The sequence below is a fragment of the Prosthecomicrobium pneumaticum genome (assembly GCF_014199915.1).
GTDB lineage: Bacteria > Pseudomonadota > Alphaproteobacteria > Rhizobiales > Kaistiaceae > Prosthecomicrobium > Prosthecomicrobium pneumaticum.
In genome coordinates this window covers 200,521-217,153 of the sequence record NZ_JACHOO010000003.1, presented here as the reverse complement: position 1 = coordinate 217,153, position 16,633 = coordinate 200,521, and the positions used below count along the sequence as shown (strand labels likewise).

Genomic DNA, 16,633 nt, shown 5'->3' with positions numbered 1-16,633 from the left:
GAGAGGGAGGCTCTCTGCATTGAGGCCGTCTGAAGAGAAGAGCGGCAATCCCCTCTCCCGCTTGCGGGAGAGGGTCAGGGTGAGGGCCCTCCCTCGCCCGCCGAAGAACCCCGAGTGAGCCATGCGCCGATCCCTGCCCTTCGAGCTGTTCCGCTATGCGATGATCGCGCTCGCGCTGGCGCTGACGCTCATCCCGATCCTGTGGATGGCCTCGATGGCCTTCAAGCCGATCGCCGAATGGTCGGCGAGCGGCGCCGATCTCACCTGGTGGCCGAAGGCGCCGACCCTCGACAATTTCCGCTACATCTTCGGTGAGCAGACGACCGCCCTGATCGCCACGCTCGACCGCACCGCGACCAAGCCGATCCTCGCCTCGCTGCTCGCCGCCGTGTTCGGCACGCTGATCGCGATGTCGGCGGGGACGGCCGCCGCCTATGGCCTGTCGCGTTTCGGCTCGGGCCAGAACCTGCCGCTCGCCCTCACCCAGCTCCGCCTCTTCCCGCCGATGGCGGTGATGATCCCGGTGATGATCATGTGGGCCTTTCTCGGCCTGATCGACAGCTGGTGGGGCCTCGCCCTCATCTACGGCATCGTCACCCTGCCCTTCGCCTTCTGGCTGATGAAGACCTTCTTCGACGAGATGCCGAAGGAGATCGAGGAGGCCGCGCTCGTCGAGGGCTGCTCGCGCTTCCGCGTCTTCATGAAGATCACCCTGCCGATGATGCGGGCGCCGCTCGCCTCCTCGGCGATGTTCGTCTTCATCCTCAACTGGTCGGACTATCTGATCGGCCTGCTGCTGACGACCAAGGAATGGGTCACCATTCCCGTCTACATGGCCTCGCTGTCCTCCTCGATGACCGGCCAGCTCTACGGCGCCAAGGCCGCGCTCGGCCTGATCGCCGCGATCCCGCCCGTCATCCTCGGCATCGCCATCCAGAAGCACCTCGTCCGCGGCCTCACCTTCGGGGCGCTGAAGCAATGAGCCGGTCGACCATCAGCGCCCTCATCGCCCTGTCTTCGCGAGCCCGCCCGTGACCGCCGCCGACACCCTAGCCCCGGAGCCGACCATGCCGCCGTCCGGCACCAGGACCGTTGCGACCGACCGCGAGGAGCGCCGGCTCGGCTTCCGCCTCACGCTGCCGACCCAGGTCCTGATCCTCTTCATCGCGGTCTTCCCGCTCCTGATGCAGCTCTATATCAGCCTGACCGACTGGTCGCCGCTCGAGGGCACCGGCTGGTGGCGGGCCTATGAGCTGTGGAACGGCTTCGCCAATTACACCGACCTGCTCGGCGACAGCCGGCTGTGGGGCGCGCTGTGGCGCACCTTCGTCGTCATGCTCGTCTGCGTGCCGGCCGAGTTCCTGCTCGGCCTCGGCCTCGCCGTGCTGTTCATGGACGATTTCCCCGGCAAGCGGGTGTTCTATTCGATCCTGCTGATGCCGATGATGGTGGTGCCCGCCGTCGCCGGCTACATGTTCTTCATGCTGTTCCAGTCCGGCGGACCGGTGAACGGCATCCTCTCGGGCCTTACCGGGCTCGACGTGACGATCGCCTGGCTGTCCGACCCGACCCTCGCCCTCGTCGCGGTGATGATCGCCGACATCTGGCAGTGGACGCCCTTGATGTTCCTCATCCTCCTCGCCGGCCTCGTCGGCGTGCCGGAGGACCAGCTGAAGGCGGCGACGCTGCTCGGCGCCTCCTGGGGGCAGCGCTTCGTCACGATCATGCTGCCGCGCATCAGGACGGTGCTGATCATCGCGCTCGCCATCCGCGTCATCGAGAGCTTCAAGATCTTCGACACGCTCTACATCATGACCGGCGGCGGCCCGGGCGTCGCGACCGAGACGATCTCCGTCTACATCTACAAGGTGACGACGCAGGACCTGATCTGGGGCTATGTCGCGGCGATCGCGCTCGTCATCCTGATCGCCCTCTCCGTCCTCACCGTCCTCGCCATGAAGCGCATGGCCGCCGCCGGAGGCCGCGCATGACGACGATCCGCCTCGAAAACCTCGTCAAGAGCTTCGGCAGCTTCACCGCGCTGAAGACCATGGATCTCGAGATCGGCAATGGCGAGTTCGTCGCCCTGCTCGGTCCCTCGGGCTGCGGCAAGTCGACGACGATGAACATGATCGCCGGCATGGAGGCGCCGACCTCCGGCCGCATCCTGTTCGACGGCCGCGACATGGCGGGCGTGCCGATGGGGAAGCGCGGCGTCGGCTTCGTCTTCCAGAACTACGCCATCTTCACCCACATGACGGTCCGTCAGAACCTCGCCTATGGGCCGAAGGCCCGCGGCTGGCCGAAGGCGAAGGTCGATGCCGCGGTCGCCAAGATCGCCGACTTCCTGCAGCTGACGCCGATGCTCGACCAGAAGAGCGCCAAACTGTCGGTCAATATCCTGCAGCGGCTGGCGATCGGCCGCTCGGCGATCGTCGAGCCGGCGATCTTCCTGCTCGACGAGCCGCTGTCGAATGTCGACGCCGCCTTCCGCGCCGTGATGCGCACCGAGCTCAAGCACCTGCAGCGCGAGTTCAGGCAGACCATGGTCTATGTCACGCACGACCAGCTCGAGGCGATGACCATGGCCGACCGCATCGCGGTGATGGATCACGGCGTGCTGCAGCAGGTCGGCACCCCGATCGAGGTCTATAACGACCCGGTCAATCTCTTCGTCGCCCGCTTCATCGGCGCGCCGGGCATGAACCTCGTCGAGGGCACGCTCGCCGAGACCGATCGCGGCCTCGCCGTCGATCTCGGCGCCTTCGGCCTGTCGCCGCCTCTGCCCGCCGCCCTCGCCGGCGCGGCGCGGACCGCCGGCGCGAAGGAGGTCGTCTACGGCTTCCGCCCCGAAGAGGTGACGCTGCGCACGGAAGGGCCGGGCCTTCGGGCCGCCGTCGGCTTCGTCGAGCGGATCGGCGCCCGCACGATCGTCCATTTCGGCGCGGCCGACCGGGCGCTCAAGATCGTCGCCGAACCGAGCACGGCCGTTTCGGTCGGCGAGACGCTGTCGATCGAGCCGGTCGCGGCCTCGGTCCGCCTGTTCGACAAGGCCTCCGGCCGCGCGATCAAGGGAGCCGCCTGATGGCCGAGATCGCCTTTCGCAACGTGACGAAGCGCTTCGGCGACACGGTGGCGGTGAACGACACGTCGTTCACCATCGCCGACAACGAGTTCTTCTGCTTCTTCGGGCCGCCCTCTTCGGGCAAGACCACCATTCTGCGGCTGATCCTCGGTCTCGAGACGCCCGATTCCGGCGAGATCCTGATCGGCGGCCGGCCGGTCACGCACACCTCGCCCGCCGAGCGCAACGTCGCCATGGTGTTCCAGAACCTCGCCCTCTTCCCGCACATGACGGCGCGCGACAATGTCCGCTTCCCGCTCGTCGAGCGGAAGCTGCCGGAGGCGCAGATCGCGGCGCGCGTCGCCGCGGTGGCGGAGAAGCTCCATATCGGCCACATCCTGCACAAGCCGCCGGCGCAGCTCTCCGGCGGCGAGCGGCAGCGCGTCGCGATCGCCCGCGCGCTGGTGCGCGACCCCGCGGCCTATCTGATGGACGATCCGATCTCCGCCCTCGATGCGCGGCTGCGCGAGGAGACCCGCGTCGAGTTGAAGCGCATCCAGCGTGAGCTCGGCCACACCCTCCTCTATGTCACGCACGACCAGGAGGAGGCGATGTCGGTCGCCGACCGCATGGCGATCCTCGAGCGCGGCGCGATCCGCCAGATCGCCACCCCGCGCGAGATCTATGAGCGCCCGGCGAGCCGCTATGTCGCGGGTCTCGTCGGCGCGCCGGCGATCAATCTCCTCAAGGGCAGCGCCGACCGCGCGGCCGGCCTCTACGACCTCGCCGACGGCGCGATCCGCCTGCCGCTCGCCGCGGTGCCGGGCGAGGCGGTGGAGGTCGGCGTCCGGCCGGAGGCGATCCGCATCGCGCCGTTCTCCGGCAGCAGCACGAAGCCGGCGACGATCTGGGAGGTGGAGCCGCTCGGCGGCTTCACGGTGGTGACCCTCTCTGCCGGCGCCGACCGGCTCCGGGTTATGCTGCGCGGCCAGCCGCGTCTCACCGCGGACGAAAAAGTGGAGCTCAGCGTCGATCCGGCCGCGCTCCATTTCTTCGCGGCGGACGGCACGGCGCTCGCCGGCAGACAATGAAGACGGAGGAAACGACGATGGCCGACGCCAGGGGCTTCGCACCCGACCCCGAGATCCGGGTCAACACCTTCAGGATCGGCGCGATCGGCGCCGGCATGATCATGGCCGAGTGCCATCTCGCGGCCTATAAGGAGGCCGGCTTCCCGGTGGTGGCGATCGCCTCGCGCACAAAGGCGAACGCCGCCAAGGTCGCCGAGCGCTGGGGCATTCCGACCGTCCACGACACGCCCGAGGCGCTGATCGAGGACCCCTCCGTCGAGATCCTCGACATCGCCTTCCCGCCCGACCAGCAGCCGGCGCTGATCCGCCACGCGCTGAAACAGAAGCACATCAAGGGCATCCTCGCCCAGAAGCCGCTCTCGCTGTCGCTCGAGGAGGCGATCGCGCTCCGCGACGAGGCGGCGGCGGCCGTCAAGATCCTCTCGGTCAACCAGAACATGCGCTACGACCAGTCGATGCGGGTTCTGAAGCAGATCCTCGACAGGGGCGAGCTCGGCACGCCCGTCTTCGCCGAGATCGACATGCACGCCATCCCGCACTGGCAGACCTTCCTCGAGGACTATGACCGGCTGACGCTCGCCAATATGAGCGTGCACCATCTCGACGTGCTGCGCTTCCTGTTCGGCGATCCGGACGAGATCACCACGACGAGCCGCAAGGACCCGCGCACCACCTTCGAGCACACGGACGGCATCACCGTCTCGACGCTCCGCTTCCCCTCCGGCGTGCTGGCGCTCAGCCTCGAGGACGTCTGGGCCGGCCCGCGCGAGGCCGGCTATGAGGACGACCTCTACATCGCCTGGCGGGTCGAGGGCACGGACGGCGTCGCCAAAGGCACGATCGGCTGGCCGACGGGTGCCGCGTCCACCCTCACCTACGCCTCGAAGACGACGACGGGCGGAGCGTGGGTGACCCCGAGCTGGGACACGATGTGGTTCCCGCACGCCTTCAAGGGCGTGATGGAGCAATTGCAGTATGCGGTCGGGACCGGCACGCCGCCGGCGCTCTCGGTCGCCGACAATGTGAAGACGGTCGCGCTGATCGAGGCCGGCTACCGCTCGATGGCGGAAGCCCGCACGGTCAGGCTGTCCGAGTTCGAGACCTGAGGCGAGCCGTCATCCCGGGCGGAGCGCAGCGGAGACCCGGGACCCATCGCGCCGATCGGCGCATCGGCTGACCGGGTCCGGGCCTTCGCCGGGATGACGAACCCGCAGATGCCAAGACGAGAAAACCAAGGAGGACACTCATCATGATGCAGGTCGGCATTTTCACCGGCTACTTCCCCTATTCGCTCGAAGAGACGGCGAAGAAGATCCGTTCGCTCGGCTTCAACACCGTCCAGCTCGACCTCCACTTCAAGGACGTCGATCTCTCGGCTGGCCAGATCACCAAGGAGAAGGCGAAGACGGTCCGCGACACCTTCCGCGACCACGACCTGCCGATCTGCTGCATCTCGGGCTATACGAACATCATCCATCCGGACAAGGACGAGCGTGCCCGCCGCGTCGGCTATCTGAAGGAGATCATCCGCAACGCGCGCGACTTCGGCAGCCCCTACGTCATCTCCGAGACCGGCACCTACAACACCGAGTCGGACTGGGTGCACCATCCGAAGAACAAGACCGAGGAAGGCTTCGAGGAGTGCCGCAAGGTGATCGCCGACCTCGCCCAGACCGCCTATGACCACGGCGCGGTCTTCCTGCTCGAGACCTATGTCAACAACGTCGTCGGCTCGGTCGAGGAGACCGTGAAGATGTTCGCGCAGGTCGACCATCCCGGCCTCGGCCTGCTGATGGACCCGACCAACTATTTCGAGACGCACAACATCGACCGGATGGACCAGATCCTGAATCAGGTGTTCGACACGCTCTCGGACAAGATCAAGATCGGCCATGCCAAGGACGTGAAGCGCTCGGGTGACGACAAGAGCGAGAAGCACGCCGATATCGGCGACGAGGACGCGCTCGAATCGCATACCTTCCGCGGCGTGGGCGAGATCGAGCTGCCGGCGCCCGGCCTCGGCTCGCTCAACTACGATCTCTATCTGAAGCTGCTGGCGAAGAAGCACCCGAACATCCCGATGATCATCGAGCACCTCTCCGAGGACGATGTTCCGCGGGCGAAGAAGTTCCTCGACGGCAAGCTGCGGGCGAACGGGCTGTAAGGGTCGGGGAAGACCCTCACCCTGCCCTCTCCCGCAAGCGGGAGAGGGTTCCGCGGCCCGGCCGGATCGGCAAACCCCCTCTCCCGCGTGCGGGAGAGGGTCGGGGTGAGGGTCTTGCGGCACGGCCGGATCGGCAAGCCCCCTCTCCCGCGTGCGGGAGAGGGTCGGGGTGAGGGCTCTGGCGGCGCAGCCGGATCGGCAAACCCCCTCTCCCGCGCGCGGGAGAGGGCCGAGGTGAGGGCCTCGCGGGGCGCAGGCAACAAGAAGAAGGACGGAACGATGGTCGAACTTTTCGGTCGGACCTATACGCGGCGCGCGCTCGCCGCCCATTCCGGAATGCTGTCGCAATTCGCGGGCGTCCGGCTGACGACGCTGTCGGACGGCGTCGAGCGCGGCATCCGGCAGCTCGAATTCCGCACCGGCACGGGCCTGCGCTTCACCGTCCTCGTCGATCGCGCCTTCGACATCGCCGATTGCGACTACAAGGGCGTCTCGATCGGCTGGCACTCGCCGGCCGGTTTCAAGCATCCCGGCCTCGCCGAATATGAGGGCGAAGGCGGCCTCGCCTGGCTGCGCTCCTTCTCGGGGCTCCTCGTCACCTGCGGCCTCGACCACATCCTCTTCATGTATGACGAGGATGCGAGCCATTACGTCTACGGCCCGAGGAAGACCGTCTCGCATTCGATCCACGGCCGCATCGGCACGCAGCCGGGCCGGCTGGTCGGTTATGGCGAGCGCTGGGACGGCGACGAATGCACGCTGTGGGCCGAGGGCGAGGTACGCCAGGGCACGGTGTTCGGCGAGGATCTCGTGCTCATCCGCCGCATCGAGGCGAAGGTCGGCTCGAACGCCATCGCCATCCATGACCGCGTCGTCAACAACGGCTTCTACAAGACGCCGCACATGTATTGCTACCACATCAACCCGGCCGCGCCGGTGCTCGAGGAAGGCGCACGCTATGTCGCGCCGGTCGAGGAAGTGGTGTGGGCGGCGCATGCCGGCGCCGACTACCGGAAGCAGAATGTCGGCTATCGCCGCCTGCCCGCGCCGCAGATGAACTTCCACGAGCAGGTCTGGCAGCACGAGCTGAAGGCCGACGCGGACGGCCTCGTGCCGACCGCGATCGTCAACGATCGCCTCGGCATCGCCTTCGAGGTCGAGACCCGCAAGGATCAGTTCCCCTGCCAGTACGAATGGCAGAACTTCCAGGCGGGCCAGTATGCACTCGGCATCGAGCCGGCGACCAACCATGTCTATGGCCACGCCTATGCCCGCGAGAAGGGCGAGCTGATCTGGCTCGAGCACGGCGAGGAGCGCCGCTACGACACCGTGTTCCGCATCCATGACGGCGCGGCGGCGATCGCGGCGCTCGATGCGCGGATCGGCGCGATCGCCGTGCAGCCGGATGCGGACTATCCCGAGCCGACCGGCAACCACCGGCCGATCGGGGGACGCTGACCGCGCCCGAAGCGCCGTCATGCCCGGGCTTGGCCCGGGCACCCACGTCCATCTTCTGCCCGGCCCGATGCGTGGATGGCCGGGCCAAGCCCGGCCATGACGAGCCGAGGCGGAACGCTCGAGGCCCCGATGAACGTCAAAGGCAAGACCATTCTCTACACCGGCGCGGCGGGCGGGCTCGGCCTGCCCGCCACCCTCGCCTTCCTCCAGGCCGGCGCGACCGTGGTGGCGATCGACCACGATCCGAAGAAGATCGCCGCGCTCTCCGAGGCGGCGAAGGCGGCCGGCCACGACCGGCTGGTCATGAAGGCGCTCGAAATGGCCGATCTCGTCGAGTTCCGCGCCGCGCTCGAGACCATTTCACGCGAGGTCGGCGGCTTCGATGTGGTCATCAACAATGCCGCGATCTACCCCTCGAAACCCTTCGAGGAGTACACCATCGAGGAACATCAGGCGGTGCAGCGGGTGAATGTCGATGCCGGCATCGTCTGCGTCCAGGTCGCGCTGCCGACGATGAAGGCGCGCGGCTGGGGCCGCATCATCAATATCGCCTCGGTGACCGTCTATGGCGGCTGGGCGCTGCTCTCCCCCTATGTCCAGTCGAAGGGCGCGCTGGTCGGTCTCACCCGGGCCTGGGCGCGGGAGTTCGGCGCCCATGGCGTGACGGTCAACGCGGTCGCGCCCGGGGCCTTCCCGACCGACGCCGAGAAGATCCATCCCGATCCCGAGGGCTACACCCGCTTCGTGCTCGACCATCAGGCGGTGAAGCGGCGCGGCACCCCGGCCGACATCGCCAATGCGCTGATGTTCCTCGCCTCCGACGCCTCCGCCTTCATCACCGGCCAGACGCTCAATGTCGACGGTGGCTGGGTGATGCACTGACGGGCCGCGGGGCGGCTTCTCTCCGGCCCCGCCCCTCCTCCGGACCCCGTCCGGTCACTATGTCCCAACCCTCGCGGGCGTCGGGTGTTATAGGAACGGGGGCGTAAAGGAGAGCCCGATGAGCAAGCCCGATCTGCCCACCCATGGCATGACGCCGTTCCAGATCGGCATGCGCGGCGTCTGCCCGCGCTGCGGCGTCGGCAATCTCTTCAAGGGCTATCTCGATCTCGCGCCGCGCTGTTCCGCCTGCGGCCTCGATTTCTCCTTCGCCGATGCGGCCGACGGCCCGGCCTTCTTCGCGCAATGGGCGGGCTGCATTCCGGCGGTGATCTTCGCGCTCTGGCTCGAAGTGTCGGTCGGCCCGCCCTGGTGGGTGCACCTCTTCACCACGGTGCCGCTCCTGATCGTGCCGCCGCTCCTGCTGCTCCGCCCGATCAAGGCCTGGCTCATCGCCTCTCAGTACATGTACAAGGCCCAGGAAGGCCGGCTCGACCAGCCCTGACGCTCCGTCCTGCCGTCACGCCGCGGAGCGGACGTCCTCGGTCGGGATCGAGATGCGGCAGACGACGCCCGACGGCTCGAACTCCACCTCCGTGCCGCCGCTCGGCGTGTATTGCAGGCTGCGGGCAATCACCGTCTGGCCGAAGCCGCGCCGGGTCGGCGGAGCGACCGCCGGCCCGCCGACCTCCCGCCATTCGACCAGCGTCGAGCCGGGCTCCCCTTCCAGCCGCCGCACCAGCACCCGGCCGCCGAGCGTCGACAGCGAGCCGTATTTGACCGCGTTGGTCGTCAGCTCGTGGAAGACGAGGCCGAGCGCGATCGCCGCGCGCGGCGCGACATGGATCGACAGGCCCTCGGTCGAGACGCGGTCGCCGCCCTGCTGCAGATAGGGCGCGAGTTCGCTGCGCACGATGTCGCCGACCGAGACGTCGGCCCAGGAGCGCTCGGCGAGCAGGCCGTGCGTCGCGGCGAGCGCCTGGATGCGCGCGGTGAACGATTTCTGGAACCCTTCGAGGGTATCCTCACTGTGCATGGTGCGGCTGCTGATCGACAGCACCAGCGCGAGCGTGTTGCGGACGCGGTGGTCGAGTTCCTGCATCAGCAGGGTCTGCTGCTTCTCCGCCGCCTTCCTCTGGCTCAGATCGACCATCGTGACGACGCAGCCGCCGATCTCGTCATCGGACACCTGCAAGGGCGCGGCGCTGACCAGATAGTCCTTGACGATCGGGGCGGCCGGCGCCAAGGCCTCGAGCCCCTGGATCGAGGCGCCGCCGATCGCTCCCGCGACGAGATCTTCGGCGCCCGTGAAGCCTGCGCTACGGCGGAACTCCAGCGGGATCACCTCCGCGAAGGCATGGCCGACCGGCTCGACCCGCGTCGCGCCGCGCGCCGCCGCGTTCGCATGGCTGACGATGCCGTTGAGATCGCAGACGAGCACCGCCTCGTTCGCCGAGGCGATCACGGCGCGGGCGGCGCGCTCGCTCTGCAGCGCGATCTCCGCCTCGACGCGGTCGGTCATGTCGGTGAAGGTGACGGCATGGCCGCGCACCGTGCCGAGCCGAAGAGGCCGCGCGGCGACGAGGAAATGCCTGTCTCCTTCCGGCCCCCTCAGGCGGACCTCGGCCGCATCCGGGCTGCCGGGTGCGGGATCGAGCACCGCGTCGATCGCGGCGGCGAGATCGGCATCGACGAGATCGCCAAAACGGCGACCCTGCACGGCGCTCGCCTTCAAGTCGAGGGCCCGGGCGAGGGCGGAATTGACATAGAGCACCCGGCGGGCGTGATCGAGCGCGACCGCGCCGATGCCCATCACCTCCATGAAGGCCCGATAGGATTCGCTCTCGCCTTCGATCGTGAAGATCTGCTCGCGATCGTCGGCACCGACGACGAGAGCGTCCACTTCGCCTTCGCGGATGGCGCGGAGCGTCTCCTCGGCCTCGAACAGCCTGCGGCGCAGCTCCGCGATCTCCGCGGCGCTCATTCGCCCTCGATCCTCAGATTGACGAGCACCTTGTCGGCGTCGGAGAGGTCGCCGATGATCTTGCGGATCGGCACCGGCAGCTCGCGCACCAGGGTCGGGATGGCGACGATGCTGTGTTCCCGCGCGAGACGCGGGTTCTCCTTGAGATCGATCACCTCGATCTCGTAGCGGCCGGGCATGTGTTCGCTGCAGATGCGCTCGAGATTGGCGATCGCGGAGAGCGATTTCGGTGTCTGCCCTGCGACGTAGAGCACGAGCTTTCGGGGTGCTGTTGGGTTCGGCGGCATGTTCGATGTCCTCGACGGCGGCTCAGCTCCGCCGGCTCTCCCTGATCCTGGCGAAATCCGCCTCGGCCTGCCGAAGGAATTCCTGCTCACCCTCGAAGACGGCGGCGAGTTCCGCCTCGTCGGCCGCGAGATCGGCTTCGAGCGCCTCGATCTGCGCGCGCGTGCGGCGGCGGCGCTGGTCGAGCTGCTCGCGCAGCCGCGTCACTTCGGAGCGGCGCCGCAACTCCTCGCGCCGGGCGCGGCCTTCCTCGATCCGCCGGGCGGTGCCGGTCAGCGCGCCCGCGTCGCCGAGATAGGGCGGCAGGAGGCGGATGCCCCCGGCGCTCATGACGAATTCGCGCACCTGGTTCGAATGCGCCGTGCCCCGCGCCTTCAGGAGATAGAGTTCGCGGTTGAACTCGCCGCTCACCTCGCGGTTGAGCATCAGGATCCAAACGTCCATCAGCGAGGAGAGGCCGGCATCGGTGGTGATCGCGCCGTCCTGGCCGTGCATCAGATGGCTGAACACCGCGGTGACGCCCCGATTCTTCAGGAAGTCGACCATGCGCAGCAGCATCGCCTGCACTTCGAGCCGGTCGCCGCTCTCCGTGAAGGCGGAGATCGGATCGAGCACGACGAGCGAGGGGCCGAACCGGTCGACCTCGCGCAGCATGATCGCGAGATGCATCTCGAGACTGTAGAAAGTCGGCCGCACCGAGACGAAGCGCATCCGGTCTTCGCGGAGCGGGGTGGCGAGATCCATGCCGATCGAGCGCATGTTGCGCACCGCCTGATCGACCGACTCCTCGAACGAGAAATAGAGCGCCCGCTCGCCCTGCGCGCAGGCGGCCGCCGCAAAGCTCGTCGCGAGCGAGGACTTGCCCGACCCTGCAACGCCCGAAATGAGGATCGACGCGCCGCGATGGAAGCCGCCGCCATCGACCATGGCGTCGAGATCGGCGACTCCCGACGAGATCCGTTCTTCCGACGCCTTGTGATTCAGGCCGAGCAGGCTGACCGGCAGGACGGAGAAGCCGTCGCGGTCGATCAGGAAAGGGTATTCGTTGGTGCCGTGCGCGGTGCCCCGATATTTGACGATGCGCATCCGGCGCGTCGAGATCTGGTTCTGGACGCGGTGGTCGAGCAGGATCACGCAGTCGGAGACATATTCCTCGAGTCCCTGGCGGGTGAGCGTGCCATCGCCGCGCTCGGCGGTGATGACGGTGGTCATGCCCTTTTCCTTCAGCCAGTCGAACAGCCGCCGGATCTCGGCGCGCAGGATGGCGGGGTCCGAAAAGGCGGAAAACAGGCTCTCGATCGTGTCGAGCACGACGCGCTTCGCGCCGATCGAATCGATCGCCAGCTCGAGCCGCAGGAACAGGCCTTCGAGATCGTAATCGCCGATCTCGGCGAGTTCGGCCGGGTCGACCGCGATGTGCTCGATGACGACCTTCTCATCCTCGATCAACTGGTCGAGGGCGAAGCCGAGCGAGGCGACATTGCTGACGATGTCGACCGGACGTTCCTCGAAGGTGACGAACACGCCGGGCTCGTCGAAATCACGCGCGCCGTGGATCAGGAAGGTCGAGGCGAACAGCGTCTTGCCGCAGCCGGCCGCGCCGCAGACGAGGCTCGGGCGCCCCGTCGGCAGACCGCCGAATGTGAGATCGTCGAAACCGGTTATGCCGGTCAGAGACTTGGAAATGCCGGCCGGAACGTCCATGCGCGCTCGCAGAGGGAGGAGGAATCACGAGACCGGGCTCCTGCCTGCGAACACGCGGTTCTCCCGCCCCCGATCGTCCAACGCAGCACTGCCCGCACCCCAACGCGCGTCCCCGCGTTCGGTTGCATGACGATCGGGAGAAAAAAACGTGAGTGGCGCCGCCTCGCCTCAGGCGTGCGGCTGGACGACGGAGCGGATCGACAGGCCGGTTCGCATCAGGTCGAGCCCCTCATTGATCTCCTCGAGCGGCAGGCGGTGCGACAGCAGCCGGTCGACCGGCAGGAGGCCGCGGCGGAACAGCCGCACGAAGCGCGGGATGTCGCGCGACGGCACGCAACTGCCGAGATAGCTGCCGCGGATCGTCTTCTCCTCGGCGACGAGGTTCACCGCCGGCACGGCGAGCGTCGCGGCAGGCGGCGGCAGGCCGCCGGTCGTCACCGCGCCGCCGCGGCGGGTGATCCGGTAGGCGAGGTCGAGCGCCGGGGCGGCCCCCGCGAGTTCGATCGCCTCGTCGACGCCGCCTCCCGTCAGGGCGCGGATCGTCTCGGCGGCGTCCTCGCCCGCATGAACGACATCCGTGGCACCGAGCGCCCGCGCGAGCGCGAGCTTCTCCGGCACCCGATCGGCGGCGACGATCGTCTCGGCGCCGGCGGCACGCGCCCCGAGCAGCGCCGCGAGTCCGACCCCGCCGAGGCCGATCACGGCGACCTTCGAGCCCGGCCGCACGCGGGCGGCGTTGACCACCGCGCCGACGCCGGTGAGCACGGCGCAGCCGAACAGCGCGGCGTGCTCGAAGGCGAGGTCGGAATCGACCTTGACGAGCGAGCGGCGCGACACGACGGCGTATTCGGCAAAGGCCGAGACGCCGAGATGATGGTTGACCGCGCCGTCGTCGCAGGCGAGCCGGCGCGCGCCCGAGAGCAGCGTGCCGGCGCCGTTCGCCGCGGCGCCCGGTCCGCAGAGCGCCGGCCGGCCCTCGGCGCAACTCTCGCAATGGCCGCAGCTCGGCACGAAGATGCAGACGACGTGATCGCCGGGCGCGAGATCGTCCACCCCCGCACCGAGCGCCTCGACGACGCCCGCCGCCTCGTGGCCGAGCGCCATCGGCAGGGGCCGCGGCCGGTTGCCGTCGACGACGGAGAGGTCGGAATGGCAGAGCCCGGCCGCCTCGATCCGCACCAGCACCTCGCCCGGCCCGGGCGGATCGAGCGTGAGGGTGCGGATGGCGAGCGGCCGGCTCGCCGCATAGGGCGCGGCAAGGCCGGACTGTTCCAGAACGGCGGCACGAATCTGCATTCTTCTCCTCCGCGGATCGCGCCCGCCGGCGCGGCCCCGCTCTCCCCCGCGCACGGCGCGCCGGTCAGCCGATGTCGGACGCCTCGCGGCCACGGGTGAGCTGCGAAATGGTCACCGCGAGGATCAGCGCGCCGCCATTGAAGACGTTGGTCACCCAGAGCGGGATGCCGAGCATGGTCAGCCCGGTGATCCCGGTGGCGAGGAAATAGACCGCGACCACCGCGCCCCACGGGTTGAAGCGGCCGGGCAGGATGGTCGTCGCGCCGAGAAAGGCGGCGGCAAACGCCGGCAGCAGGAAGTTGAGCCCCGAATAGGGATCGGCCGAGCCGAGCACGCCGGCATAGACGATGCCCGCCGCCGCGGCGAGCACGCCCGAGGCGATCAGCGCGCCGAAGCGGACGCGATCGACGGCGATGCCGTTCAGCCGCGCCACCTCGCGGCCGCGCCCGACGAAGAGCAGGCGTCGGCCGAGCGGGGTGTAGTCGAACACATAGCCGAGCACGACGACCGCGGCGGCGGCGTAATAGAAGGCATAGGGCACGCCGAACAGCCGGCCGCCGACCACCGCCATGACGAGCGCATTGTCGATGCCGCCGATGGTCGAAGAGTTCGTCATCCACTGCACGATGCCGGTCATCAGCGAGGTGGTGCCGAGCGTCACGACGAGCGAGGGGATGCGGAAGAAGATGATGAAGAGCGCATTGACCGCGCCGACCACCGCCCCGGCGGCGAGCGCGAGTACGAGCACGAGGCCGATCGGCAGATGGTGCCAGACATTGAGCACGCCGATCAGCGCGGACGAGAGCGTCAGCGTCGCGCCGACCGAGAGATCGTAGTCACCCGCCGTCAAGGGCACGATGATCGCGAGCGCCAGCAGCGCCGCCGGCGCATAGGACGCGAAGATGATCGAGAAATTGCCCCAGTTCAGGAAGGACTGCGGCATCAGCGCGCCGAAGATCGCGATCAGGCCGACCCAGACGACGAGCAGCGCGATGCGCTCGAACAGCCGGCCGAGATGGAGACCGGCGGGACGGGCCTGCGTCATGGTGGAGACCGTTTCCGTCATGGGTGTCAGCTCGCAAGCGCCGGCGCCGCGGGCGCGGTCCGGCCGGTGAGGTCGATTGAAGCGTAGCAGGCCTCGGCGATGCCGTCCTTGGTGAGGTCCGGCCCGGTGATTTCGGCGCAGACCCGGCCGCGCGCGAAGATCAGCACGCGGTCGCAGATCTCGGCGAGCTGCTCGGCATCGGAGCTCGCGCACAGCACCGACATGCCCGCCGCGGCAGCGGCCCGCAGCGCGGCGAAGATCTGCACCCGCGTTCCGACGTCGACGCCCTGCGTCGGCTCGTCGAGCAGGAGGAGGCGCGGATTGCGGTTCATCCAGCGGGCGATCAGCACCTTCTGCGCGTTGCCGCCGGAGAGCGCCGAGAGCTTCATCGCCGGATCGTTCGGGCGCACCTCATAGCGGGTGCCGAGCGCGAAGGCCTCGCGCACCATGGCGCGGCGGTTGAGCAGGCCGAAGCGGAAGAAGCGGTCGACATCCGGCAGGAACATGTTGTCGACGATCGGCAGGCTGTCGACGCCGCTCGCCCCCTGGCGGTCGCCGGGCAGGAGGGCGAGGCCGAGATCGAGCGCCCGCTTCGGGCTCATCGCCGCGAGCGGCACATGTGCGCCGTCGACGAAGTCGAGCGCACCGGCGCGGCAGGGCCGGGCGCCGAAGATCAGATAGGGCAGCTCCTCATAGCCCGAGCCGATCAGCCCGGTGACGCCGAGGATCTCGCCCTTGCCGACGACGAGGTCGGTCGCGGCGAGCGCCCCGCCCGCGACCCCCGAGACACGGAGGAAAGCCGGCTTCGCGACCGCGGCCTGATGGCCCGGCGTGCCGAGCCGGGCGATGCGGCGGCCGACGATCATCTCGACGACCTCCTCGTGCGTCGCCTTCGCCGTCTCGAGCGCCCCGGCGAGCGCGCCGTCGCGCAGCACCGTGATGCGGTCGGTGATCGTCATCACCTCGTCGATGTCGTGCGAGATGAAGATGACGGAGGAGCCGGTCGCGGCGATCGAGCGGATCAGGCCGAACAGCTTCTCGACGCCCTCGCGCGGCAGGAAGGGGGTCGGCTCGTCGAGCAGGACGAGGCCGGGCTTGCCGGTCGCCGCGCAGGCGACGCGGATCTCCTCGAAGGCGCGCACGATCGCGAGCAGCGCCCGCTCGACCGGGCTCAGCCGGTCGACCCGCTCCGCGGTGTCGATCGACAGGCCGAAACGGCCGAGCGCCTCGCGCGCCGCGGCCCGTTCGGCCCGCCAGTCGATATAGCCCGAGCGCGCCGTCGTCAGATGCGCGAAGCGCAGATTCTCGAGCACGGTGAGCGACGGCACGAGGCCGAGATTCTGGTGCACGAAGCTCATGCCGAGGCGGCGGAAGTCACCCGGCTTCAGCGGCAGGTCGACCATCTCGCCGTTGAAGGCGAGGCGTCCGCCGTGATCCGGCGCATGGAAGCCGGCGAGGATCTTGACGAGAGTCGACTTGCCCGAGCCGTTCTTGCCGAGCAGGCCGTGCACCTCGCCCGGCGCGACCGAGAAGGACACGCCGCGCAGCGCCTTGGCGCCGCCGAAGGTCTTGGCGATGTCGGCCACGTCGAGGACCGGGAGCGCCCGCGGCGCTCCCGGCTCGGCAACGCGTCCGATGGCGGAGGGGACATCGGACATCGAGG

The 16,633-nt window shown here is 68.7% G+C and carries 15 protein-coding genes; 9 read left to right on the top strand and 6 right to left on the bottom strand.

Annotated elements, in window-relative coordinates; all coding sequences use genetic code 11:
- Nucleotides 1-121: 121 nt before the first annotated feature.
- The 9 genes from GGQ63_RS08060 (at nt 122) to GGQ63_RS08020 (ending at nt 9,161) form a co-directional block, all read left to right on the top strand.
- Nucleotides 122-982, top strand: coding sequence for a carbohydrate ABC transporter permease (locus tag GGQ63_RS08060; protein WP_183854493.1), 861 nt, complete (start codon nt 122-124; stop codon nt 980-982).
- Nucleotides 983-1,067: 85 nt separating this feature from the next.
- Nucleotides 1,068-1,991 (top strand): carbohydrate ABC transporter permease, encoded by a 924-nt coding sequence (locus tag GGQ63_RS08055; RefSeq protein WP_183855378.1) that lies wholly within the window; start codon nt 1,068-1,070, stop codon nt 1,989-1,991.
- Nucleotides 1,988-3,085, top strand: coding sequence for an ABC transporter ATP-binding protein (locus tag GGQ63_RS08050; RefSeq protein WP_183854491.1), 1,098 nt, complete (start codon nt 1,988-1,990; stop codon nt 3,083-3,085). Before GGQ63_RS08055 ends, GGQ63_RS08050 begins: the two co-directional genes overlap by 4 nt.
- Entirely contained in the window at nt 3,085-4,155 is a 1,071-nt protein-coding gene (locus GGQ63_RS08045; protein WP_183854489.1) for an ABC transporter ATP-binding protein, read from the top strand. The genes GGQ63_RS08050 and GGQ63_RS08045 overlap by 1 nt, the downstream gene beginning before the upstream one ends.
- A gap of 17 nt (nt 4,156-4,172) precedes the next feature.
- Nucleotides 4,173-5,261 carry a Gfo/Idh/MocA family protein gene (locus GGQ63_RS08040; RefSeq protein WP_183854487.1) on the top strand — a complete coding sequence of 363 codons (1,089 nt, stop codon included), beginning with the start codon at nt 4,173-4,175 and terminating at the stop codon, nt 5,259-5,261.
- 143 nt (nt 5,262-5,404) lie between these two features.
- Nucleotides 5,405-6,319 (top strand): sugar phosphate isomerase/epimerase family protein, encoded by a 915-nt coding sequence (locus tag GGQ63_RS08035; RefSeq protein ID WP_183854485.1) that lies wholly within the window; start codon nt 5,405-5,407, stop codon nt 6,317-6,319.
- Nucleotides 6,320-6,598: 279 nt separating this feature from the next.
- Nucleotides 6,599-7,777 carry an aldose 1-epimerase family protein gene (locus tag GGQ63_RS08030; protein WP_183854483.1) on the top strand — a complete coding sequence of 393 codons (1,179 nt, stop codon included), beginning with the start codon at nt 6,599-6,601 and terminating at the stop codon, nt 7,775-7,777.
- A gap of 129 nt (nt 7,778-7,906) precedes the next feature.
- Nucleotides 7,907-8,659, top strand: a complete 753-nt coding sequence (locus GGQ63_RS08025) for an SDR family NAD(P)-dependent oxidoreductase (protein ID WP_246429684.1) — start codon at nt 7,907-7,909, stop codon at nt 8,657-8,659.
- A gap of 118 nt (nt 8,660-8,777) precedes the next feature.
- Nucleotides 8,778-9,161, top strand: a complete 384-nt coding sequence (locus tag GGQ63_RS08020) for a DUF983 domain-containing protein (RefSeq protein WP_183854478.1) — start codon at nt 8,778-8,780, stop codon at nt 9,159-9,161.
- Nucleotides 9,162-9,176: 15 nt separating this feature from the next.
- Here the strand turns inward: GGQ63_RS08020 and GGQ63_RS08015 are convergent, their stop codons facing one another.
- From GGQ63_RS08015 to GGQ63_RS07990, 6 genes are all read right to left on the bottom strand, one after another.
- Complete coding sequence (locus tag GGQ63_RS08015; RefSeq protein WP_183854476.1) at nt 9,177-10,640, bottom strand: sensor histidine kinase; 1,464 nt, start codon at nt 10,638-10,640, stop codon at nt 9,177-9,179.
- Complete coding sequence (locus GGQ63_RS08010; RefSeq protein WP_183854474.1) at nt 10,637-10,927, bottom strand: circadian clock KaiB family protein; 291 nt, start codon at nt 10,925-10,927, stop codon at nt 10,637-10,639. The genes GGQ63_RS08015 and GGQ63_RS08010 overlap by 4 nt, the downstream gene beginning before the upstream one ends.
- Before the next feature lie 22 nt (nt 10,928-10,949).
- Nucleotides 10,950-12,629: a circadian clock protein KaiC gene (gene kaiC / locus GGQ63_RS08005; RefSeq protein ID WP_183854472.1), complete on the bottom strand. Its 1,680-nt coding sequence runs from the start codon at nt 12,627-12,629 to the stop codon at nt 10,950-10,952.
- Nucleotides 12,630-12,797: 168 nt separating this feature from the next.
- Nucleotides 12,798-13,925 carry a zinc-dependent alcohol dehydrogenase family protein gene (locus GGQ63_RS08000; protein ID WP_183854470.1) on the bottom strand — a complete coding sequence of 376 codons (1,128 nt, stop codon included), beginning with the start codon at nt 13,923-13,925 and terminating at the stop codon, nt 12,798-12,800.
- Nucleotides 13,926-13,989: 64 nt separating this feature from the next.
- Entirely contained in the window at nt 13,990-14,991 is a 1,002-nt protein-coding gene (locus GGQ63_RS07995) for an ABC transporter permease (protein WP_183854468.1), read from the bottom strand.
- 5 nt (nt 14,992-14,996) lie between these two features.
- Nucleotides 14,997-16,628, bottom strand: a complete 1,632-nt coding sequence (locus GGQ63_RS07990; RefSeq protein WP_183854466.1) for a sugar ABC transporter ATP-binding protein — start codon at nt 16,626-16,628, stop codon at nt 14,997-14,999.
- Nucleotides 16,629-16,633: the final 5 nt, after the last annotated feature.